General features: G+C 45.5%; 14 protein-coding genes. 3 read left to right on the top strand and 11 right to left on the bottom strand.

From position 1 onward, the window contains the following. Nucleotides 1–47 precede the first annotated feature (47 nt). From CWO27_RS06205 to CWO27_RS06195, 3 genes are all read left to right on the top strand, one after another. A complete protein-coding gene (locus CWO27_RS06205) occupies nucleotides 48–1,061 on the top strand; it encodes a Fe(3+) ABC transporter substrate-binding protein (RefSeq protein ID WP_048658180.1) in 1,014 nt (337 codons plus the stop codon). A 244-nt stretch (nucleotides 1,062–1,305) separates the two neighbouring features. Beyond that, complete coding sequence (locus CWO27_RS06200) at nucleotides 1,306–2,931, top strand: ABC transporter permease (protein ID WP_048658179.1); 1,626 nt, start codon at nucleotides 1,306–1,308, stop codon at nucleotides 2,929–2,931. Continuing rightward, nucleotides 2,931–3,959 (top strand): ABC transporter ATP-binding protein, encoded by a 1,029-nt coding sequence (locus CWO27_RS06195; protein ID WP_048664518.1) that lies wholly within the window; start codon nucleotides 2,931–2,933, stop codon nucleotides 3,957–3,959. The genes CWO27_RS06200 and CWO27_RS06195 overlap by 1 nt, the downstream gene beginning before the upstream one ends. Nucleotides 3,960–4,133: 174 nt before the next feature. On the opposite strand, the gene CWO27_RS06190 is transcribed toward CWO27_RS06195, so the two are convergent. From CWO27_RS06190 to CWO27_RS06140, 11 genes are all read right to left on the bottom strand, one after another. Beyond that, nucleotides 4,134–5,546, bottom strand: coding sequence for a phosphoglucomutase/phosphomannomutase family protein (locus CWO27_RS06190; RefSeq protein WP_102478388.1), 1,413 nt, complete (start codon nucleotides 5,544–5,546; stop codon nucleotides 4,134–4,136). 74 nt (nucleotides 5,547–5,620) lie between these two features. Further along, nucleotides 5,621–8,026, bottom strand: a complete 2,406-nt coding sequence (locus tag CWO27_RS06185; RefSeq protein WP_107898708.1) for a GH36-type glycosyl hydrolase domain-containing protein — start codon at nucleotides 8,024–8,026, stop codon at nucleotides 5,621–5,623. 128 nt (nucleotides 8,027–8,154) lie between these two features. Continuing rightward, on the bottom strand, nucleotides 8,155–10,089 hold the full coding sequence (locus tag CWO27_RS06180) for a beta-N-acetylhexosaminidase (protein ID WP_057622292.1): 1,935 nt from the start codon (nucleotides 10,087–10,089) through the stop codon (nucleotides 8,155–8,157). A gap of 12 nt (nucleotides 10,090–10,101) precedes the next feature. Beyond that, nucleotides 10,102–10,986, bottom strand: a complete 885-nt coding sequence (locus CWO27_RS06175; protein WP_055319602.1) for an N-acetylglucosamine kinase — start codon at nucleotides 10,984–10,986, stop codon at nucleotides 10,102–10,104. A gap of 2 nt (nucleotides 10,987–10,988) precedes the next feature. Next, complete coding sequence (locus tag CWO27_RS06170) at nucleotides 10,989–12,710, bottom strand: glycoside hydrolase family 9 protein (protein WP_107898707.1); 1,722 nt, start codon at nucleotides 12,708–12,710, stop codon at nucleotides 10,989–10,991. A 99-nt stretch (nucleotides 12,711–12,809) separates the two neighbouring features. Continuing rightward, nucleotides 12,810–13,805: an ABC transporter ATP-binding protein gene (locus CWO27_RS06165; RefSeq protein WP_048605696.1), complete on the bottom strand. Its 996-nt coding sequence runs from the start codon at nucleotides 13,803–13,805 to the stop codon at nucleotides 12,810–12,812. Between the two features lie 87 nt (nucleotides 13,806–13,892). Then, the gene (locus tag CWO27_RS06160; protein WP_048605693.1) at nucleotides 13,893–14,876 is read right to left on the bottom strand and encodes an ABC transporter ATP-binding protein; all 984 of its coding nucleotides are present in this window, start codon (nucleotides 14,874–14,876) and stop codon (nucleotides 13,893–13,895) included. A gap of 2 nt (nucleotides 14,877–14,878) precedes the next feature. Continuing rightward, nucleotides 14,879–15,904, bottom strand: a complete 1,026-nt coding sequence (locus CWO27_RS06155; protein ID WP_017056648.1) for an ABC transporter permease — start codon at nucleotides 15,902–15,904, stop codon at nucleotides 14,879–14,881. Nucleotides 15,905–15,906: 2 nt separating this feature from the next. After that, a complete protein-coding gene (locus CWO27_RS06150) occupies nucleotides 15,907–16,893 on the bottom strand; it encodes an ABC transporter permease (protein ID WP_017059409.1) in 987 nt (328 codons plus the stop codon). A gap of 169 nt (nucleotides 16,894–17,062) precedes the next feature. Then, a complete protein-coding gene (locus CWO27_RS06145; RefSeq protein WP_017056650.1) occupies nucleotides 17,063–18,745 on the bottom strand; it encodes an ABC transporter substrate-binding protein in 1,683 nt (560 codons plus the stop codon). Between the two features lie 712 nt (nucleotides 18,746–19,457). After that, nucleotides 19,458–22,847 carry a response regulator gene (locus CWO27_RS06140; protein WP_055319598.1) on the bottom strand — a complete coding sequence of 1,130 codons (3,390 nt, stop codon included), beginning with the start codon at nucleotides 22,845–22,847 and terminating at the stop codon, nucleotides 19,458–19,460. Nucleotides 22,848–22,909: the final 62 nt, after the last annotated feature.

The following is a 22,909-nucleotide window of genomic DNA, read 5'->3' as shown; positions in this document are numbered from 1 at the left end:
ATAACGCAACTGATATAGATTATCATTTCGATATAAAGGATTTTACCATGAAAAAACTGCTAACACTTTCAGCTCTAGCGTGTAGTGTCATTGCCCCTGCTGCAATGGCTGCGGAAGAAGTGAACGTATACTCTTACCGTCAACCTTTCCTAGTTGAACCAATGTTCAAGGAATTCACAAAAGAGACTGGCATTAAAGTAAACGTTAAGTTTGCTAAAAAAGGTTTAGCAGAAAAGTTAGCTCAAGAAGGCGAATACAGCCCTGCAGACGTAGTGTTAACTGTAGACATCAGTCGTCTATCTGAGCTAACTAAACAAGGTTTAGTTCAGTCTGTTGAAAGCGAAGTTCTTGAAAAGAATATTCCTGCTCAATACCAAGATACAAACAATGAGTGGTTCGCTCTAACAACACGTACACGTAGCGTTTACTCTTCTCGTGACCGTGTTGGTCGTCTAGGTGAGGAGTTTACTTACGAAGATCTAACTAAGCCTGAATTTAAAGGTAAGATCTGTACGCGTAGCGGTAAGCACCCATACAATGTTTCTCTAGTATCTTCGATGATCGCTCACAAAGGTGAAGCTGAAACGAAAGAGTGGCTAGAAGGCGTAAAAGCTAACCTAGCACGCAAGCCTCAAGGTAACGATCGCGCACAAGTTAAAGCGATTAAAGAAGGCCTATGTGATGTTGCTCTTGGTAACAGCTACTACCTAGGCAAGATGGTTAACGATAAAGAGCAAAAAGCTTGGGCTGACGCTGTTTACATTAACTTCCCTAACCAAGAGACAACGGGTACTCACGTGAATATCTCTGGTATGGCAATGGCTAAATACTCTCCAAACGAAGAGAATGCCGTTAAGCTAATGGAATTCCTATCGGGTAACACAGCACAAAGCATGTATGCAGAAGTGAACTATGAATACCCAGTGAAAGCTGATGTGAAACCTTCTGAGCTTGTTGCTTCATGGGGTGAATTCAAAGCAGATACAATTTCTCTAGACCAAATTGCTGACCACCACGCAGCAGCAATTAAACTATTAGACGAAGTTAAGTTCGATCTTTAATTTATTACTGTAGGCTTCGGCCCAAGTAAAATGACAACCTCAAGTCGCCATTTTCGGTCACTTGGGGTTGTTTGTTTTGGAAAATCACTTTTTGATACAAAGCTCGCCGTTGATCCCTTGAGTTATTAGCATCTCACCTTGAAGTCATTACAGTATATGGGTATAAATAACCCCACCATTAAAAGGACATGAGATGTATTTGCAAATGCATTTGTGTTTCATTAAGCCTCTTTGTAGTTAGGCGATGAAAGAAAAGAATTATTTATGGAACACCAGTAGCGGCATTATTGCTGTATTACTGGTTTTACCGATCTTAGCGATTTTTACGACGGCTGTTGGAGAAACAGATGAGCTATTTTCTCATCTGATGTCCACAGTAATGCCCACCTATGCTTACAATACGGTGGTTTTAGTCATGGGAACCTTATTCCTGTCTTTGGTTTTTGGTATTCCGTCTGCTTGGATTATGGCAATGTGCCGTGTTCCGGGAGAGCGGGTTTTGCAATGGGCGCTAGTACTGCCATTAGCAATGCCAGGCTATATTGTTGGGTATATATTCACCGATTGGTTCGACTTTGCTGGGCCTGTTCAAGTTCTACTGCGAGATCTTACTGGGTGGGGACCCGGTGAGTATTGGTTCCCGGATATTAGAACCTTATCTGGTGCTATTATTGTTCTGTCTCTCGTTCTTTATCCTTATGTTTACTTGCTGTGCCGCGCCGCATTTATGGAGCAAAACGTCTCCTTACTGCAATCCGCTCGGTTGCTAAAATGCTCACCTTGGGAAAGCTTTCGTCGTATCTCGTTGCCACTTGTTCGCCCATCAATGGCGGTAGGTCTATCGCTTGTTGCGATGGAAACTATCGGTGATTTTGGTACCGTGAGTTACTTTGCAGTCAACACTTTAACGACAGCGGTTTACGATACCTGGCTAGGTTATTCAAGTTTAACGGCTGCTGCGAAAATATCGGCAATTATGCTAGTTATCGTGATCCTGCTGTTGAGTTCAGAGCGCTACAGTCGTCGTAAACAGAAACTGTTCCAGAATCAATTCAGCAGTCGTGAAGACTTTCGTTACGACCTATCCGGTTGGAAGAAGTGGTTGGCACTGTTTTGGTGCTGGGGGTTAGTGTGCGTTGCATTCTTGTTCCCTCTGGGTCAGTTGATGATCTATGCCTACAAATACTTTGCACAAAGTTGGACGCCTGAATTCAGAGAGTATGCTGTTAACAGTCTTTATGTGTCAGTAGTCGCGGCGATTATTGGCGTTATCATTGCGATGATTGTGAACTTTAATCAACGTGTCAGCCCGAGTAAGAAAAATCAGGCTTACATGCGTATTGCTTCGATGGGCTATGCTGTTCCAGGCACTGTGTTGGCGATTGGTGTGATGGTGCCTGTGCTGTTTATGGATCACTTAGTCAATGATATTGCCAAAGTGATGGAGTGGGGACGCCCGGGGCTGATTTTCTCTGGTTCCATGTTTGCGCTGATCTTTGCAATGGTGGTGCGTTTTTCTGCAGTGGCGATTGGCAGTATTGAAAGTAGCTTGAGTAAAGTATCTCCTTCATTGGATATGGCTTCTAAAACCATGGGTTGCAATACCAACCAGATGTTACGTCGTGTTCATTTACCTTTGATTAAACGCGGCGCGCTGATCGCCGGTTTACTGGTGTTTATCGAATCAATGAAAGAGCTAAATGCGGCATTGCTGCTGCGCCCTTTCAACTTCGAAACATTGGCGACCTATGTTTATAACTATGCCTCAGATGAGCACCTCGAATTGGCGGCGATGCCTGCTGTATTACTGGTGTTAGTAGGTTTAATTCCTCTGATCATCGTAAACCGTTCTTTGGAGCAGAAACACTAATGAGTTGTGCATTATCAATTAAAGATTTGACTTGTAAGTATGAGTCGCAAACCATCTTGGAAGCGCTCTCGTTAGAAGTTGAGCATGGTGAAATTGTTTGTCTTCTTGGTGCAAGTGGTTGCGGGAAAACCACCTTACTTAAGGCGATTGCTGGCCTGCTTCCATTGAGTAGTGGCGTAATGAGTTTAAACTGTCAAACCATCGATGATGGCGATAATTGGTTGCCACCGGAGCAACGAAATATTGGTATGATTTTCCAAGACTACGCTCTGTTCCCGCACTTGACGGTCAACCAGAACGTTGGCTTTGGACTAAAAGAACTCTCAGAGCAGCAAAAGAAAGAGAAAGTTCAAGAGATGTTAGAGTTGGTTCACTTAGATGAGTATGGTGACCGATACCCGCATCAACTTTCTGGTGGTCAACAGCAGCGTGTTGCGATTGCCCGATCTTTGGCATACAAGCCTGACTTACTGCTGTTAGATGAACCATTCTCGAACATTGACACTCAAGTTCGTCATGAGCTGATTTCTCAAATTCGTAAGATCTTTAAGAAGCAGGGTGTGACCGCTATTTTTGTGACTCACAGTCGCGAAGAGGCATTTGCTTTCGCAGATAAGATGGCTGTAATGAACCATGGTGTGATTGAACAGTATGGTTCGGCGTCTGAGTTGTATTTCCATCCTTCGAGTAAGTTCGTTGCTGATTTCTTGGGTGGCGGTAGCTACTTAAAGGCACAGCGTATTTCAGACAATGAGTTTGAAACCAGCCTAGGTCTGATTGAAGCGAAAGCACAAACCGAGATTGAAGTGGGTGCGGATTGCGCGTTGTTGTTAAGACCTCAACATATTGTGGCAAGCCATGATGTCGACAGTAATCTGTCTGTATTGGAGCAGCAATTTATGGGCGATCACTGTCGCTATGTGATTGAAGCCAATGGTCAGAAGTTATTGTCGACCTCTTCTGAAGCGCTTGAAGTCGGTATGCCAGTAACTGTGAAAGTAGACACCAAAGGCGTGCTTGCGTTCTAACTCAGTTTAGTCGCTAGCTAAACTCAGTAAATCCTACTCTGCTAAGCAATAGAAGTTCGCGATAAAAAAGCCCAGCACTTTAATCTAAAGTACTGGGCAAGAGTTCTTCATCTATAGGCTTTAACAAGGCAGTGATTTGTTAAGTCCCATCCAAAACTGCTGCACTCTATAAGCCTATAGAGAGAGGAAGTCTTTCACTTTTTGAAGAACACGTTCTGCAGTGTCTTTGTCTTCCATTTCTGCGAAGATTCGTAGTAACGGCTCTGTTCCTGAGAAGCGAGCAATCACCCAGCCGCCATTCTTGAAGTACACCTTAGCACCATCTTCATAGCTGACTTTTTCAATTTCGTACTTAAATTCAGGCAGTTGTTTCTCTACGTAGATCTTAGTGTAGAGAGCTTCCTTCTCCGAAGGCTTAAACTTACAATCGCCTTCAGCGGTGTAGGCATAGCCATATTTAGAGTAGATTTCATCAAGCAGCTCAGACAATTTCTTACCTGTTACGCTGATCATCTCAACCAGTAGGCTTGACGCGAAGACACCATCTTTACCTTTGATGTGACCACGAATGGTTAAACCGCCTGAGCTTTCGCCACCAATCAGTGAGTCATCGGCTTCCATTTGCGAGCTGATATGTTTAAAGCCTACCGGAACCTCAAAGCTTTTCTCGCCGTGATCCGCCGCCACTTTGTCGAGTAGGTGTGTGGTTGCGATGTTGCGCACGACAGAACCTTTCCAGCCTTTGTATTCCAATAAGTAGTAGTAAAGCAGTAATAGCACTTCGTTAGGGTGGATGAAGTGACCCTTCTCATCGATGATACCCAAACGGTCGGCATCACCATCAGTACCAATACCAATGTCATAACCTTCAGCGGCTACTAAGTGCTTTAAGCGATACAGCGTTGCGGCATTTGGCGATGGCATCAAGCCACCAAAATCTGGGTTTTTGCCATCGTTGATCACGTCGACATCACAACGACCATTGATAAGAACCGTTTGCAACGCGTTTTTCGCGACACCAAACATAGGGTCAATTAGTACGCGCAGATTCGCTTTCTTGATCGACTCGATATCGATAAAGTTGATGATTGAATCAACAAAGTCGTTCATCGGGTTGATGATCTCGATTTCTTTGTCATTCAACGCTTGTTCGAAATCAACTCGGATAACGTCTTCGTTGGTTAGAGTTGCGATTTGCTGTTCGATCTTCTCTGTGATGATCTCGTCAGCATCACGACCACCTTCAATGAACACCTTGATACCGTTGTAATCCGCAGGGTTGTGAGATGCGGTAATACATGCCGAGTAGGTGCAGCCCATCTCTTTTGCTTGGAACATCACGATAGGTGTCGGAACGAATTTATCAATGAAGCTTACTTTGATGTTGTTCGCTGCAAGTACTTCTGCAAACCAGCATGCCGCTTTATCTGAAAGGAAGCGACGGTCATAGCCGATCACAAATCCGTTCTTTGCAGCATCTTCGTTGTTGATGATGTTAGCGAGCGCTTGCGCTACCAAACGTACGTTTTCTCTAGTGAACTCTTCACCAATGAAAGCGCGCCAGCCACCTGTACCAAATTTAATCATTAGAAAATCCTTTTAGTCTCATTGTCTCAAGCCTGTAAAGACTTGAGACAAGAGCTGTTCGTTAAATTGAGTGGCTAGCCTAGAACAACGACAACATCGTTCACGCTGCCTTCTGCTTGTACTGGGATTGCACCTTCAACTGACTCACCATTGATAATGATAGAAGCAACGCCTTTGCTTACTGCATTCGGGTTTTGCACTGTGATGTTGTAAGTTGCGCCACGCCATTGACGAGTAACCTCGAACTCTGGCCAATCTGTTGGGATACATGGATCAACCGTTAATCCTTCAAAGCCAGTACGAACACCAAGAATGAAGTTGGTTACCGCAAAGTAAGCCCAACCAGAGGTACCGGTTAACCAAGGGTGGTTTGCGCGGCCGTGGTCTTGGTGGTCTTTACCCATGATGAACTGCACGTACGAGTATGGTTCTGCGTAACGTGTTTCAATCATGTCGTTTTGGTTATACGGGTTAAGTGCATCGTAGAATTTCATCGCACGGTCACCACGGCCAAGTTTCGCTTCTGCTACCCAAGCCCATGGATTCGGGTGAGAGAAGATTGCGCCATTCTCTTTTACGCCTTGGTAAACGCGAGTCACGAAACCGATGTCATCGTTTGGTGTTGCAAATGAAGGGGAGTTTAGGTGTAAGCCGTATTCAGAGAATAGGTTCTCATCTACTGCGTCCATCGCTTTCTCACCGCGCTCTTGAGAAACGGCACCAGACAGAACTGCGAGCGTGTTTGACTCAAGGTGTACACGGCCTTCAGCTTGTTGTGCAGTACCGATCTTGTCGCCATTTTTAGTCAGGCCACGGATGTACCAACCACCCTCGTCATCCCAAAGGTGAGTTTCACACGCTTCGCGTACGTTCGCTGCCATTTCTGTGTATTTAGCAACATCAGCATCGTTATTGCGGAACTTAGCAAGGTCTAAAAATTCTTGTAGCGCCCAGAAGTGTAGGAATGACACCATTGAAGATTCACCGCCACCTAGGTTCAAACAGTCATTCCAGTCAGCACGTAGACCTTTACAAATACCAGTTTGCCCCACGTATTCTGCAGAGAAGTTCAGTGCCGCTTTCATGTGTTCGTAGACAGTCGCTTCACCTCCGTCTGCGTATGGAATTACTTCATCAAAGAAGTCATGTTCACCGGTTTCCATCACATATTTGATGATGGTCGGAACGATCCACAAGTGATCATCAGAACAAGTATCTTCAATGCCGTGGATCTTGTCGTCATCTGACGGTGTTGGAACAACAGTTGGTGATTTTGAAGGCTCAACGTCTGCTTTCTCTGGATCGAACCAGTCTGGATCGAATAGGTGTAGACCGTAGCCCGTTTTTACTTGGCCACGAAGCAGGTCGATAATACGTTTCTTGGTCATTTGTGGGTTGGCATGAGGTACTGAAATCGCATCTTGCGCAGTATCACGGTAGCCAAGACCAGTACGCCCCCCAACTTCAATGAATGATGCAAAGCGTGACCAAACTACACAGGTTTCTGCTTGGTACAGTGTCCAAGTGTTGATCATGGTGTCTAAGCCTTCGTTTGGAGACTTAACTTGGAACTTGTTGCAACGCTCGTCCCAGTGATCTTTGATGCCTTGGAAAGCCGCATCAACGTTTGCTGTATCTTGGTACTTCTCGCGTAGGCGTTCCCCGTTGCCTTTACCTATACCTAGTACGTACGCAAAGCGAACTTCTTCACCCGGTTGAATGGTAAATTGCTTGTGCAGAGAACCACAGTGGTTGTAACAGGTTTGAGCGCTGTTAGAACACTTACCGTTTTCAACCGCAATTGGATTAGCTTCATCACGGTACATGCCAAGGAAGTTGTCACGTTGGCCATCGTAGCTGTCTGGTGAGAAGGTTGACGCTAGGTAGTAGAAGCCTTCAAAGTCGTTAGTGTTGTAGTATAGGTCGTATTCCAACACACCTTCTTGGTAAGACGTGCCCGCAGAGTACAAAGACATCTGGTGGTTCTGGTTGTCCGATTGGATGTGGCTGAACGAGAACTCAACAAATGAGAAGGTGCTGATAGTACGTGGCTTATCAGTGTTGTTCTTTAGCACAACGTCCCAAACTTCTGCATCTTCGCCTTTAGGTACGAATAGCGTTTTGGTTGCGGTAATGCCGCTGTATTCACATTTGAACTTTGAGTATGACAGGCCGTGACGAACCTCGTAGTTCGCTTCATCTAGGCTCTTGGCCACTGGTTGCCAAGAGATAGACCAGTAATCACCCGTCTCATCATCACGCAAGTAAACATAGTGTCCAGGACGGTCAAAGGTGCCGTTTGGACGGAACTTAGTAACACGGTTGTATTCCGGAGAGTTGTAGAACGAGTAACCGCCCGCATTGTGCGAAATCACGGTACAAAACTTTTCAGTACCTAGGTAGTTGGTCCAAGGTGCTGGTACATCAGGGCGAGTGATGACGTATTCGCGATTGTCGTTATCGAAATAGCCGTATTTCATTGTCATTTCCTTTTTAACAAACTGCATCTATGCAGCTAATTTTTAAATAGTGATGCTGAGTCTTATCTGACTGAGCACCTTAATTTGAGTTAGCAAGCGCTCGATGTGAGTGTTGCTTTGGTTTTGTTTTATTGAGCTTTCCAAGGGTTGCGATAGTCAACATTGAGTCTGTCGAGTAGCGGCAAGTGACCCTTTAGGCGAGACAGGTAATCTAGCCAGTTTCGGTTGTTTTTATGTGTCCAACATCCTTCAGCTAAAGCGCTAATTCTTGGAAATACCATGTAATCCATACGCTTTTGGTTGGTGACGATCTCACACCATAGAGCACACTGAATTCCGCGGATCCGCTTACGAATTGGGTCGGTGTCGGATATCTCAGCAAGCGCTTCGTAGGTATAAGCTTGTTCTAATGGGATAACGGCAGCCCAATCTACGCCCGGCTCTTCCGGTGCATAATCTTGGGTCATGTCGAGATAGGTAAATTGTGCAGGTTGCAATACCACATCAAAGCCTTGGCGAGCGCAGTTCACAGCCGCTTCTTCACTGAGCCATGAATAGATGATGGTCTCTTTGCTCACCTTGTCGCCGTGCTGAGCTTCTTCCCAGCCCACCATGCGTTTGCCGAGTTGCTTAAGCTTATTCTCGGCATAGCGGAATAGGTGACCTTGCAAATCTTTGCTGTCTTGGTATTGATGTTCTTTCATCAGCGCTTGAGCTGCAGGGCTGTTAGTCCATACGCCCGGTGGTACTTCGTCTGCGCCCATGTGAATCAATTCGCTAGGGAATAGCTCTGCGACTTCTTCAATAACCGCATCTAAGAACTGGTAAGTGCCCGGTAAACCTGGATTTAACACATTGTCGTTGTAGTGCTGAATGCTCTTGTATTGAGTAGTGTCTGCTTGCTCTACCAACATATCAGGCAGTGATTTGATTGCTGCACGGCAGTGTCCCGGGATATCGATCTCAGGGATAACCGTGATGCTGCGTTGTTCTGCGTATTCAATCACTTCGCGAATCTGTTGCTGGGTGTAGAAGCCGCCGTAGTTTTCAGCAATATGGGTATATTGTGGCTCTAATGCATGGTCAGGACCTCGCCAAGCACCGATTTCAGTGAGTTGAGGTAGGCTCTTTATCTCGATCCTCCAACCTTCATCATCGGTTAGGTGCCAATGAAAAACGTTGAATTTGTAGTGCGCCAACTGGTTGATTAAACGTTTCACTTGCTCCACCGAGTGGAAGTGACGTGCACAGTCCAACATCATGCCGCGGTATTTGAAACGAGGTTGGTCGGCGATTTTGCAACATGGCACAGAGAAGCGTTCAGCATTTTGTTGTTGAACTAATTGGATTAAGCTAGCTACTGCATGAGTGAAGCCTGATTGACTGCCTGATTCTACGACCACTTGTTGAGTTGTGATTGTTAGCTTGTACTCGGCTTCATCTAAAGTTGGGTTGCTACGAAGTAGAATGTCTCCGCTCGCTTCTGGTGAGAGTTCTGTTGAAATCGCTAGCTCGAACGTAATCAGTAACTCTTGTTGCAACCAAGCGCTGGCCTTCTCTGCAAGGTGAGATTGAACCTCAATTTTGCATTTACTATTTAACGCGAAGCTACCTTGCTTAAGTTCGAACTGATTCGGCTGAGGAATTAATGCCACCTCAGCAGCGTTCACTTCAGGTATCTGATTGCGTTCACGGTATGGTGACGCCAGAACAATAGGTGATATCGCGACTGGCAGCACCGAGGTTTCGCCTTGGTGATGCGTTTGGATAAAGGCATCGTTTAGACCGTCAGAATAAAAACGGAATGGGGCGCTTTGAATGCTGAATTCAAGGTAGTAATGGTTGTTCGCCTTTAACACTGACGAACTTGGTTTGAACGAACAAAAGCTGCCAACTTGAGTCAGTTCACCCTGCGATAAACTCTCTTGAAGGATGAATCGGTCAAACGCAAAATGCAGTGACCAATCTGTTACGTCAAGGTCACTTAAGTTATGTACCGTAAGGCCAAATCGGCAGTTGTTTTTTTGTTCAGAAAGAACAGCTAAGTCGATGCGATAATTCATATAACTTCCCTGCTAAGCCTGTTGATACAAGTTGTGTTGTGGTTTACCGGCAAACATCAATGCGCCTTCGATAGCGTCGAATTGAGGTTTAACGATCCATTGCTGTACTGGTGGTGATAGCCAGTTGAGAATTCGCTCTGCGATACTTCCCATCAGGCATACCTTGTCCGCACCTTTGTGATGCAGTGCTAGTACAAACATTTCGATATCAGCGGCGGTTTGCTTGAGCATCTCGATAGCCAGTTCGTCACCTTCATTAGCGAGTTGAAAAATAACAGGTGAGAATTGACCGTAATCCTTTGGAATCGCGCCTTTTGACCACTCTACAATGGCATCGACATCATTATTAAAGTGATTCATAACATGCTGAGTCAGTGGGGTTTTACTACGAATTCCATCTTCTGCAAGCAGGACTTGTTGAATCAAACGTAAGCCCATAACAGCGCCGCCGCCTTGATCGGATATCGGAAATTCACGACCGCCAACCACATGTTGTTCACCGTCTTTTAGGTAAATACCGCAAGAACCCGTACCGCCAATCATGATGGCACCGTTATGGCCATTGTGAGCCCCAATGCATGCACCATAAGCGTCGGTATTTAACGTCATGCTAGCGAAAGGGTGTGCTTGTGCCATGAAGTCGAACCATGCTGATTTCTGCTCGGCACCAGCCAGTGCAAGGCCGACATGCATATTGGAAAAATGATTAAAGTCGAGTTGCCCTTGCTGAGCTGCTTGAGTAATCGCATCGACAATTGAGCTCATCGCAACATCAACACCCAAAAGGATATTAGCGCTGCCGCTTTTCGCTTCACCAATGAGTGTGCCTTGGTCATCACGAATACGAGCACGACAAGAAGTGCCGCCACCATCAATACCTACGTAGTAAAGAGTCATGATTATTGCTCCTTACGTTGTGCTAGGAAATTGAACTGCGCAGCGGTTGCCAATAGGAACCAAGCGCCGTGAGGGATCCATTGTTCGCCCCAGCGCCAGTTTTGAAGCATGTCATCTTTTTGTGCTGGTGGATTAAACGCAATGTCTTGATCATCTTCAAAGCCAGCGGTGATACCGTTACAGATACCGCCTTTGGCATTGAAAAAACCAAGCTGAGGTAAGTAGTCAGGGTTGTTATGACCGTGACCATCAAGCATGCACATGTGGTATGGATTGAGACCTAAAATCCAGTCGAGGCTGTTCTGTGAAAGTTGGATTAAACGCTTTTGCAGTTCGCTGTCTTGAATGTGTGGCTGAACTAAATACGCCATGGTTGCGAGTGAGCCAAGACGTGCGTTCTCGCCTTGCCACCAGTAGCCTGTTTCGTTTTTCTGAGCGACGAAGAAAGCATCGCGCTTATCACCATCAACATTTTTAACGTACTGTCTTGGGTAGCCAAATGGGTTGGTTACTTTATCGGTGATGTTGATTTCGAATTGACATGCTTGTTCAACAACAATGCGAGCTTGTTCTTTGAGCTCCGTATCGGTTTCATTGTTGATGTACTCACACAAAGCAATTACTGGAAGGCCAGCTTCAGCTGCATGAAAGTATGGGCGAGAGCCATCAGAGTTTGCTGACCAGAAGTGCTCAAATAAATCATCTGACTGTTGGCGAGAGATTAAACGAGTCGCCCAAGTTCTTGCTTCTGAAAGGTATTGTTCGTCTTGTGTTACTCGATACAGCTCATTGGCTGCGAGTAGGGCGCAATACTCATCGATGATGTTCTCTTTACCATCGTTTAGGTATTGGAGGTTGTACTCTTTAAGATGCCAGTAACCTTTGGTCGCGGTATCAAGATAGGTTTGGCTAGAGTAGCTACCTGAAACCTCAAGTTCAGAAGCCACAGCGAGTGCCGCAATAGCAACACCTGCACCTTGCCGGTAGCCTGCTTGTAAGTCTGTTGATTTATGACCTTCTTGAGTCGCATAAGCACAGATATCGCGCTGGTTGATATCTTTACTCCACTTGTCGAATACTGTCATGTAGAAGTATCCAGCCGCGTCTTGCATGCGTACTAAGAAATCAGCACCGAATAGCGCTTCTTCTGTTAGGCGAGTCATGGAGAATTTAGGGAAGTCTGGATTGTCACTGGTTAAGCGCACGCTTTTGAGCATGTTCCAAACAACCATAGGAATCTGTTGTGGATTGAGGTAGTTGCCGTAAGACAAGTGGCTAAAGTACTTGCTTACATCACCTGATGCGTCGTACCAGCCACCGTGGACATCGACGTATCTGTCGGTGCCAAGAATTTGTGCTTGTCGATCTTTCTTGTCAAAAGTGCCGCCACAACGTTGAGACTTAAAGTAATGAAGCACATCAGAAAAGGTGTGGTTCATTAATAGGTTGCTACCAATCTCGAAAACTTCTGAGCGTAGGTTATCAAAGCGCAGGTAGTAGCGACCAGATTCAGTGGCTGAACTGAAATCAATAGTGAAGAATTGCCCTTGATGCCAATTTGCTACGCGGCCTTGTTTAACCACATCAAAACTTCCGACAGTCATATGGTTGTCAGCACAGACGAGTAGAGCCGTTGTGCTAGATAGGCGAGCTTTCTTAGTTTGTAAGATAGCTTGCTTGGGGCCTGTGGACTCATAGCCAATATGGTTGGTCAATAACAGCATCAATATTCTCCGACAGTCCTAGTTTCTATTGGCTAGGTACTTGAATTTTTTTGGATATAAATAGTTAGGGCCCGCAGACCCTAACTTGGGTTTTTATGCTTAGCTTTCGTGTAGGTAACAGCGTACAAAGTGGTTATCAGCTAGCTGTGTAACCCCTGGTAGCTGCTCTTTACACTTGTCCATCGCATGAGTACAACGGCCTGCAAATGGGCAGCCTGCTGATACTGGTGTCCAAAGAGGAATCTCCCCTTTGTTGCCAGCAAGTTGCTCGTGGATCGATTTCTTAGGATCTGGAACGGCAGAAACCAGCAGTTGAGTGTAAGGGTGTTGAGGGTTAGCAATAACGTCGTCGGTATCGCCCCATTCCACCATGTGACCGACGTACATCACTGAAAGATCCTCAGCAATATAACGAGCAGTTGCGATGTCGTGAGTGATGTAAAGCAGTGACATTTGCTTCTCAAACTTCATCTCTTCCATCAGGTTTAAAACACCCGCACGAATTGAAACGTCTAGCATTGATGTTGGTTCATCGGCCAGAACAACTTCAGCACCAACTGCGATGTTACGTGCTAGATTGACACGTTGACGTTGGCCGCCAGACAGTTGGTGAGGGTATTTCTTCGCCGTCTCTTTTGGCGGAATGAGACCAACTTGCTCTAAAAGATCGTAAACGCGTTCTTCTAGTTCTCTTTTATTGCCCGGAGATACTTTCTTGTGGATTAACAACGGTCGAGCAATGTGGTGGAAGATATTGTGCGTTGGGTTCAATGAACCAAACGGGTCTTGCCATACCATCTGCACGCCTTCACGGTAGTGCATAAGATCTTTTCTGCTTGAGATCTCTTGGATATCACGGCCTTTGTATTCTATCGTGCCGCCCGAAGGCGCGTACATTTTTGCGATCATCTTTGCCGTTGTTGATTTGCCTGAACCAGACTCACCAACCACCGCTAAGCCGCGACTTTTATACATCTTGAATGACACGTCGTTAATCGCACGCATCATTGGGGTTTGAATGGTGGTACTGCTTATTGGGAAGTCTTTTACGACATTTTTGCCTTCTACCAATAATTGACCGAAATCTTTGCTCATAATTGTCTCCAGAATCCTTATTCGCTTTGCTTGTTTTTAGGCGGACGGGCCGCCTTGTTCGTTATTCACGCCAAGTTAGCGTGCAAGCTATAGCTTCCTTTGTACTATTGGGTCACCGTACAGGTGGCAGTTAGACAAATGTCCCGGGTCGATAGAACGCAGCTTGGTTGGCACCTTGGTACACGTTTCATGTACACGGTCACAACGAGCTTGGAAACGACACCCTTCAGGGATCTCTAACAGGTTCAGAGGGTTACCTGGAATACCTGCTAACTTTGTCTTTGGCCCTGTCAGTGGAGGGAAAGAACTTCCCAGCCCTTTGGTGTAAGGGTGGTAAGGGTTTTCTAGAATATCTTGAGAGTTAGCCACCTCGATTAGCTCACCTGAGTACATGATGCCGATGCGGTCAGAGAACTCGACCATCAATGACAAGTCATGGGTGATGAACAGAATCGAGAAGCCAAACTCTTCTTTTAGTGCATAGATCTTTTGTAGGATTTCGCGTTGCACAACCACATCAAGTGCGGTTGTCGGCTCATCCATAATGATCAGCTTTGGATTTAGTGCTAACGCGATAGCGATAACTAAGCGCTGACGCATGCCGCCAGAGAATTGGTGAGGGTAATCACTCAATCGGCTTGGGTGAATATCTACGATTTCAAGTAGACCTTCAGCACGTTGTTTAGCTTGCTCGCGAGTCATGTTGGTGTGACGCATGATTACGTCACAGAACTGCTCTTCCATCGGTAGTACTGGGTTGAGTGCGTTCATCGCGCTCTGGAATACCATCGACATCTCACTCCAACGGAACGACTGCATACGGTCATCACTGTATTCAAGGATGTTCTCACCGTTGAAGATAACCTCACCGCCACTGATGTAAGCGGGCGGCTTATGAAGACGCATGAGAGAGAAAGCGACCGTTGATTTACCACAGCCAGATTCACCAGCTAGGCCGAATACTTCACCTGGAGCGATGTCGAAACTTACGTTGTTACACGCACGAACATCGCCAGACTCTGTGATGTAATCCACGCATAAGTTGCGGATAGAAATTAGTGGTTCAGACATGATTATTTATCTCCGCTCCAAAGTGCATTTTGTGGTGGTAGTTCTGGTTCACGTTCTTCTTTGTCTTGTGCTGCTAGTTTCTTCCAACGCTTCATGCCTTTGTGAGAACGCAGTTGCGGGTTAGCAATTTCATCGACAGCGAAGTTAAGTAGAGCAAGACCAGTTACAAGTAGTGTCAGTGCGATACACGGAGCCAACAGTTCCCACCAAGCGCCAATCAGCATTGATGAAGAGGTTTGAACGTTGTAAAGCATGATGCCCCAGCTGATTGTGTTCGGGTCACCAAGACCTAGGAACGAGATCGTTGCTTCCATCATGATTGCGTACATCACCGAACCGATGAAGCTTGCGCCAACGATAGAGATAAGGTTTGGCAGAATCTCTACGAAGATGATGCGGAATGAAGATTCACCCAAAACTTCAGCGGCTTTTACAAACTCTTTTTCACGCAGTGCCAAGGTCTGGGAGCGAACAACACGAGCGCCCCAAGCCCAGGACATAAAGCCGATAACCAAGGTTATGGTGAGTGGCCCTGCCTCACCGATAAAGGCTGCTACTACGAACAGTAATGGGTATTGAGGGATTACCAGCATGATGTTCATTGCGGCTGTTAGAACGTCATCGACACGGCCACCGAAGTAACCTGCAGAAACACCAATAACAGTGGCGAGTAAACATACGGTTAGACCCGCGCCAAAACCTACAGCAAGAGATACGCGTGCGCCGTATACCACTTGAGACCAAACGTCACGACCCATACGAGTTGTACCTAGTACGTGGTCTGCCTTCTTAGACATGATCAATGTACGGCGGTCGTCTGCTAGGTTTTGAGCAACCCAGCCATCAGGGTTAGTTTGTGCAGACTTCACCACGAAACCAGGGTATTCGTGTGGGTTACCTGTACGCTTGTCTGGTACATGTTTGGTGATTAATGGAGCTGCAATCGCGCCAAGAATAAAAATACTTAGGATGATGACGCCTGTTAGGGCCATCGGGTTACGCCAAATAAGTTTTAGAAAGTCTTTCATGATTATTTACCACCCTTACGAAGACGAGGGTCAAGAACAACGTAAAGCATGTCTGCAACCAGGTTAAAGAACAGCATGAATAGCGTCATGATAAGCAGCTGACCTTGCAGTACTTGGTAGTCACGAGCGTTAATTGCGTTGAAAAGTACGCTGCCAAGACCAGGGTAGTTAAAGATGATTTCGATAATTAACTGACCACCGATTGCCATACCTAGCGACATTGAAAGGGCTGTCACACTCGGTAGCATCGCGTTACGAGCTGCGTAGTTGAATACCACTCGGTTTTCGCTCAGGCCTTTGCCTTTCGCCATGGTGATGTAGTCTTCGGCTAATAGGTTGATCATGTTGTTACGCATGTTTACTAGGAAGCCACCAATTTGAACAACAGAAGCACAGAACAATGGTAAGAAGGCGTGATAAGCGACATCTTTGATGAATGCCCAGCTTGTCCAATCAGGTATAGTGCCTGCGGTGTAGGCATAACCTGTTGGGAACCACTTCAAGCCAATTGCAAAGGTAAATAGTGCAATCATTGCGATAACAACTTGAGGAACGGCTTGTAGAATAAGCATCCCAGGTGTTACGAAGGCATCGTACTTGCTGCCGCGTTTCCACGCTGCGAAAATACCTAGGATTGAACCAATCGAGAAAGAAAGAATAACTGCGGTGCCGGCTAAGAAAAGCGACCAACCGAATGCTCCACCCAACAGTGTGTTTACAGAAAGTGGGTAGAATTGAATTGATGTACCTAGTTCCCAGCTAAGTATGTTCTTCATGTACGCCACGTATTGAACTAAGTAGCCGCCATCAACGAAGCCTAATAGTTCTTTCATTGCAGCAATACGCTCTGGAGTAACTTGTACAGAAGCGTTCGCAAACATCATGGTAACTGGGTCACCAGGCATTGCTCTTGGAATAATAAAGTTTAACGTCGCAGCAACTAATAGCGCGACAAAATAAAATGACAAACGTCTTAAAAAATAACCCATAACTCACACCTTACTCACCCAGATTGTTTCCCTGTTTCTGGATTCAGGTCGCTCCTAGCGAAATTTGGAACGAAAAATCCCCTGACGACTAGCGCCATACTTTCAATTGAGAGTGTGGGGATTTTTATAAGCGGCGTAAGAGGTTACGCCGCAAGGATTGAACGATTACTTATTTAACTGGTTTTAGGTCCAGTACATGAAGTAGACGCTCTGGAATACCAGCCCAAATGTTTGGACGGCCTTTTGGATTTTCTTCGTTCCACCAACCAGTGAAGCGAGTTGTGTTGTATTGGTACATGTAAGCACCAGACATCACAGGGATTGTCACTTGGTCTGCAGCGATGATTTGCTGGATACCGTGTGCAATGTCTAGCTGTTCGTTCTTATCAGCTGTTTTGTAGAAGCTGTTTAGAAGACCATCTAGCTTGTCGTTTTTGTAGAAGTGCATAGCGAAACGAGGCATACCATCACCAGATTGTAGTGATGAGTTGTAAGCACTATTCCAGTACGTGTATGGATCCGCACCGTGGAAGTAGTTTGTGTATGCTACGTCGTATGTACCTTCAAGCATTGCTTGGTTGTAAACAGAGAAGTCAGGTGTACGAGCTTTCGCTTTAATACCGATTTCGTTCAGCTGTTCTACCGCTAGTTGAACTGTGTTGTTGAAGTCAGTCCAGCCGTTTGGCGATTGAATCATTAGTTCAAAAGACTTGCCTGATGGAGTGTCAACAAAACCATCTTTGTTTACATCTTTGAAGCCAGCGTCAGCAAGAAGCTTCTTCGCGCCTTCAGCGTTGTATGTGTTGAAGCCTTTGTACTTATCGTGAGTTTTTTCATCAGACCAAGCTTCAAACGCGTAGCCAAGACCCGATGCGAAATCGTTCACAGTACCGCCGCCGTAGAATGCGATGTCGATGATAGTTTGACGGTCAAGAGCCATAGAGAAAGCACGACGGAAATCAACGTTGCTCAATGCTTCATGCTTCGCAGCATCAGGGTGCTTGAAGTTAACGATGAATGCTTGTGTGCCTGCTGGCGGGTACCAGTAGTGGTGTTTAGGGCTAGCTGCTGCGTATGTACGGTCGATATCAGGAACGAAAGAAGACGTCCAGTCCATTTCACTGTTTACAACTTTACCTAGGAATTGGTCGTTGTTCGCAATTTGTGGAACACGTAGACAGTCAACATCTAGGTTGTCTGCATCCCAGTAGTTCGGGTTTGCACACTGGATGTATAGTTGCGCTGTAAACGTATCGATTTCTGTAAATGGACCAGAACCTACCGGATTCTCATTGGTAAACGTTGATGGATCTTTAACGTCTTTCCAGATGTGCTTAGGTACTACAGGTACTTTAGCAATCTCATAAGGTACGTTTGAGTTTGCTTCTGTTAGGGTGAACTTAACTTGGTTGTCGTTCAGTTTTTCTACAGAAGTTACCCAAGAGTTGATACCAGATTGGTCAAGCTCTGGCTTCTCTTTTACAAGGTTGAAAGAAAAAACAACATCATCAGCAGAGAAAGTTTCTCCGTCAGACCATTTAACACCCTTACGAATGTCGAAAACAACGCTCATCAGATCATCTGACATCTTGAAGTTTTCAGCTAGACGGAACACTGGAGTGTTACCGTGCATTTCGTTAAATACTACTAGCGGCTCATACATGAAGTCAGTTGTAGTATGTAGGTTAGTAGCACCAAGGTACGGGTTAAAGTTACGTACGAATGTAGTGTACTCTTTCGGGTGAACGGTCAGTTCACTGCGTTCTGCAGCTGTTGCTACTGATGCAAAACCTGTTGTAGCAGTTGCAATAATTGCTGTTGCTATTGCTGTTTTTTTTATATTGGCAAGCATAGCTGTTCCTTACTATTTGCTTTCATTTCACTAATGGATTGAATGTTATCTGTCGCTAAATTGTTTAGTAGATACACACTCTGGTTAAAGGCCTACCTCTTCTTCGTTGCTCCAGATTCATCGTTGATTCTGAGAAGTGGTAAGAGTGGCCTGTAGGCCTTTGGCAGGAGTAAGAAAACACCTTATCGATGAATTAATCAAACTCGTTTCCCGTCAAAAACGTTAAAATTAGATAATCCCACGTCATTAACGTCAAAATGGGTTGCTTTGGTGGTTTTTTGTGCGTAATTGTTAAGGTGATGTGACTCGCATTTGGTTTTGTGGTAATTGTTGATTGTAAGTGGTCACTAACTTTAAAGGCTTTTTATTATAATGCTTTACCATGCGTTGGTATAATTGTAGATCTCGGTCACTTACCAGTTTTACGTTAAATTTCCCTAGAAAATTAAATCTGCCGTTCTGTTGTGACTCGCTTCTCAAACTGCAACAAAGAGTCGGAGGAATGTGAAATTCAGCCAAGAATAGGACTCAAAATAGCGATTGGATTGGTGATTGTTTAAGCTTGAGTAACGTGTCATTTTGCTTGTTTAAAGCAGTGAAAAAAGTGTGTTTGGATTGACGATATTGTGCTTTGAGTGAGAAAAGTACGTACAAAAAAAGCCCACGCTAGGTGGGCTCCATTACTCTAAGTATCGTGATGTTGGTTCAGGGATTAACTGGTCAGTAGTTTCTGCAGCTTATCTCTTAGCATCTCAATATGCGTCCTTTCTGGCGTCTGTTCTTTACAGTGTTCCAGTATGAATTCGATTGAGCTCAGTACCGTTCGCCAGCGAGGCGTTTTCGGTAGCGTTTCTACGCGTAGATATTTGTCTAGCGTTCGCGTTTGTAGCGTACTGCGGTCTAAGTAGACCCGCCACAAACCACTTTTCTCTGCGAAAGCAAACTTGGTTTCACCAGTCACCGATTCCCAGTAGATGATGGCATTCGTCATCGCATCGACCAGCACCTCGCGCATCAACTCTTGCTTGTTTTTACCTTCACCGGTTGCCTTGTCAGCAAGACGAGTAAATTCTCCGCCAAGCTCTTTCAGTTGCTGCAACTTATCTTTGTCGCCTTCAAAGGCATAACTAGAGAGAGCCTCAACCGCTGTTTCAAGGTTATTGATTCGGTTGGAGTTAACACCACCACCTACATTGAAGATATACATGGTGTCGAGCCCTGAACCTTCAGGCAGCTTAAGGATGTCACTTGGTATGCGCTGACGTGTGTCATCTATATAGATATCAATGTCACCGCAGTAGTGGGCTTGTTCTACCTTGAGGTATTTAGGCGCAATGATCTCGTCGGCCATAGAGCGCTTAAGTTGTTCCTGTCCGCGTCTGAATAGTTTTGCCGCCGCTTCGTTGGCAAAGCGAATACGTTGGTCATCACGAATACAGATGATGGCTTCAGGTGCCGATTCTAGTTGCTCTAATAAGCGCCCTTGAGTTTCTAACAAGTTAGCTTCAACCATAGCTCTGTGTTTGAGCTCGAGTTGCAGTTGGTCATTTTCAAGGCGTCTCTGTTCGGCTTTACTTGCTGATAGATGCGCTGTAATTCGAGCCGCCAGTTCTTGTTTGTTGAACGGTTTAGACAAGTAGTCATTGGCACCTGCTTCGAAACCTCGAACACGGTCTTCTGCCTGGTTGAGTGCCGTTAGCATGATGATTGGCAATTGAGCATGGTCATATTGCTTTCTCAGAGCTTCACAAACCTGATAGCCGCTCATACCTGGCATCATGATATCGAGCAGAAGCAGCTCTGGCTTCTCTTTTTCAATCAGTTCAATGGTTTCCGGACCGTCACATGCAGTACGTACTCGATAACCTTCTAACTTCAAGAAGCTGTCTAATACTCGCAGGTTAACCGGCTCATCATCGGCGATAACCAGTAACGGGCCATCTGGGTTTTCACTGATAACACTGTTTTCTTGTTGGCTGTTATCTATTAAATCGGGCGCTTGGAAGTGCGAGTAATGACCAGATTCGTTGTAACTGTCCAGCTCATCTTGAGTAGCTAGGGGCAGGGTAAAGCTAAACGTAGTGCCAAGCATTGGTTGGCTACTTACGTACAGTGAACCGCCCATTAGCTCGATCAACTGACGACTGATCGATAATCCAAGCCCTGCACCTTGGCGGTAGTTACTCGCATCTTGGCCTGCTTGAATCAATGGTTCAAAGATGTGCTCAAGGTACTCGGCCGGTATACCTTGGCCTGTATCGACAACTTGTACACGAATGTTGTCATCGATAACGCTGGCAGAGATAACAATCTTACCTTCAGAGGTGTACTTGATGGCATTGCCAACTAAGTTATACATCACTTGCTCAAGTCGTTGAGGATCCGATGAGACTAGCCCTAAATCACTTGGGACTTGGTTAATGATGCGGATTGGTTTATTGCCCAATAGATGATGAGATAACTCTAGGACCAAGCTGGTGGCTGCAGATAAATCAACAGCTGATTTCTTAATGTCTAAGCTGCCATAGCGCATCTTGTGATAATCAAGCAGATCATCAACCAAGGTTGCTAATCGCTGACCGCTATTGATGATGATATCCAACTGATACTTCTGGTTAGCAGGGATGGGGCCATTCGCACCGGATATCAGCGCTTCAGCAATACCCACCATGCCATGCAGTGGTGTTCTCAATTCGTGTGAAGTAGTAGCTAGGAACTCATCTTTAAGTTTGTTCGCCAGTTGCAACTCTTCGTTTTGCTTTTGAATTGTCTTAAGGTTGTCTTCAAGTTCATCGTTTTGGTTTTTGATGAGCTGCATTTTTTCACGAATCGAGCGCTGCATTCTCTCGAAGCTCACCGCGAGCCGGCCTATTTCATCTTTGCGCTCGGTATTGATCATGGTTTCATCGAGATCACCCGCAGATACTTTCTCGGCAGCCCACGTCAGTTTGAGTAGTGGGGATGTGATGAAGTTAGACAGATAGTGCGATGCAACGACTACCAGAATGATCGCCGTTAGCATCACGATCACGAAGATCTTTTCTAACTGATGAATACGAGCAAACGCCTCTTTTTCTGGCAGCTCTACGACAAGAGCCCATGTTGCGTATTTCAGCTCAATTGGTGTATATGCTGCGATGATCGCTTGATCTAGGGTGTTGTCGAAGGTGCCAACCGCTGTTTCGCCAGCCAATGCTTTATCGACAACATCTAAGCTCAAGTTGATAGATTCTTGTGAATGAGCAAGGCTACGCGGCAGGTGATCATCACCTACAAGCAGTGTTTGAATATTCGAACTCTTGTTGAGATCCGCAATCAGCTTAGTAATGCCGTTGATAGGTAATCTAAACATCGCGTAACTGTGTAGGTAGCCCTGTTGAACGATAGGTGCACCTAGCCATGCGGTCTGTTTACCGTTCTCGTCTTTAAAGTCCGAGACAATAACAGGCGTGTAATCCTCATTAGACTTACGGCGATCGGTGACATCTTTAGCGAGCCGTTGAAAGGTAACGCCTAGGTTTGAATCTTTGTATTTACCTGTCAGCAAGTTAGTGCCGTAATCGTCATTTTTAAAGACGGAGTAAGCAACGTTACCGTTGATATCAACCAATAGAATATCGTCAAAATCGGAGCGTTTAAGCAACTCTAGGTAAGCGTTATGGTAGCGCTTGTGCAGTAGGCGGTAACGCTCACTGCCAATGAAGCTACTGGATTCAGGAAGAATCGATGTTTTGATTTGATCGCCCGATCCTTGAATGTAGCGTTGCTGCGCATTACTGCGTGCTTCGTCAATATCTAACCCTAGACGTTGGAATGCATTGATCAAACCATAGAATCGGCCGCCACTGGCATTGGCTAGTTCAGAGCGAACAAAGCCCATCACTTGGGATTCTTGAGCTTGTAGGTAGTCGACAATCTGTTGCTGCTTAGTATCACGGACTGAAACAAGGTGTGAGGTGCTTTGTTCCTGAAGGTCCTGACTGTGCGATTGAAGGAAAAAGATCGCGATAAGTGTCACTGGGGTAATACTGAGGACAAGAAATGCCAGCATTAGGGTATTTTGAAGGCGCTTAAACTTCTGCTTACGATAAAATCTAAACATAAATTGGGTACTACTTTCCTTTGATGTACTGCTAAAAGGGGCGAAAACAAGTACAGAGAATA

Source organism: Vibrio sp. 10N.286.51.C3, from assembly GCF_003050065.1.
GTDB lineage: Bacteria > Pseudomonadota > Gammaproteobacteria > Enterobacterales > Vibrionaceae > Vibrio > Vibrio crassostreae.
The sequence above is the reverse complement of the archived record's forward strand: the minus strand, read 5'-3'. Positions and strand labels throughout refer to the sequence as shown.

Bases quoted from the DNA above. Each gene is read 5' to 3' on its own strand.
- CWO27_RS06165 (WP_048605696.1), bottom strand. From the start codon at position 13,805: ATGAGCAAAGATTTCGGTCAATTATTGGTAGAAGGCAAAAATGTCGTA.
- CWO27_RS06160 (WP_048605693.1), bottom strand. From the start codon at position 14,876: ATGTCTGAACCACTAATTTCTATCCGCAACTTATGCGTGGATTACATC.
- CWO27_RS06150 (WP_017059409.1), bottom strand. From the start codon at position 16,893: ATGGGTTATTTTTTAAGACGTTTGTCATTTTATTTTGTCGCGCTATTA.
- CWO27_RS06185 (WP_107898708.1), bottom strand. From the start codon at position 8,026: ATGAAATACGGCTATTTCGATAACGACAATCGCGAATACGTCATCACT.
- CWO27_RS06205 (WP_048658180.1), top strand. From the start codon at position 48: ATGAAAAAACTGCTAACACTTTCAGCTCTAGCGTGTAGTGTCATTGCC.
- CWO27_RS06175 (WP_055319602.1), bottom strand. From the start codon at position 10,986: ATGACTCTTTACTACGTAGGTATTGATGGTGGCGGCACTTCTTGTCGT.
- CWO27_RS06180 (WP_057622292.1), bottom strand. From the start codon at position 10,089: ATGAATTATCGCATCGACTTAGCTGTTCTTTCTGAACAAAAAAACAAC.
- CWO27_RS06155 (WP_017056648.1), bottom strand. From the start codon at position 15,904: ATGAAAGACTTTCTAAAACTTATTTGGCGTAACCCGATGGCCCTAACA.
- CWO27_RS06145 (WP_017056650.1), bottom strand. From the start codon at position 18,745: ATGCTTGCCAATATAAAAAAAACAGCAATAGCAACAGCAATTATTGCA.
- CWO27_RS06200 (WP_048658179.1), top strand. From the start codon at position 1,306: ATGAAAGAAAAGAATTATTTATGGAACACCAGTAGCGGCATTATTGCT.
- CWO27_RS06190 (WP_102478388.1), bottom strand. From the start codon at position 5,546: ATGATTAAATTTGGTACAGGTGGCTGGCGCGCTTTCATTGGTGAAGAG.
- CWO27_RS06140 (WP_055319598.1), bottom strand. From the start codon at position 22,847: ATGTTTAGATTTTATCGTAAGCAGAAGTTTAAGCGCCTTCAAAATACC.
- CWO27_RS06195 (WP_048664518.1), top strand. From the start codon at position 2,931: ATGAGTTGTGCATTATCAATTAAAGATTTGACTTGTAAGTATGAGTCG.
- CWO27_RS06170 (WP_107898707.1), bottom strand. From the start codon at position 12,710: ATGCTGTTATTGACCAACCATATTGGCTATGAGTCCACAGGCCCCAAG.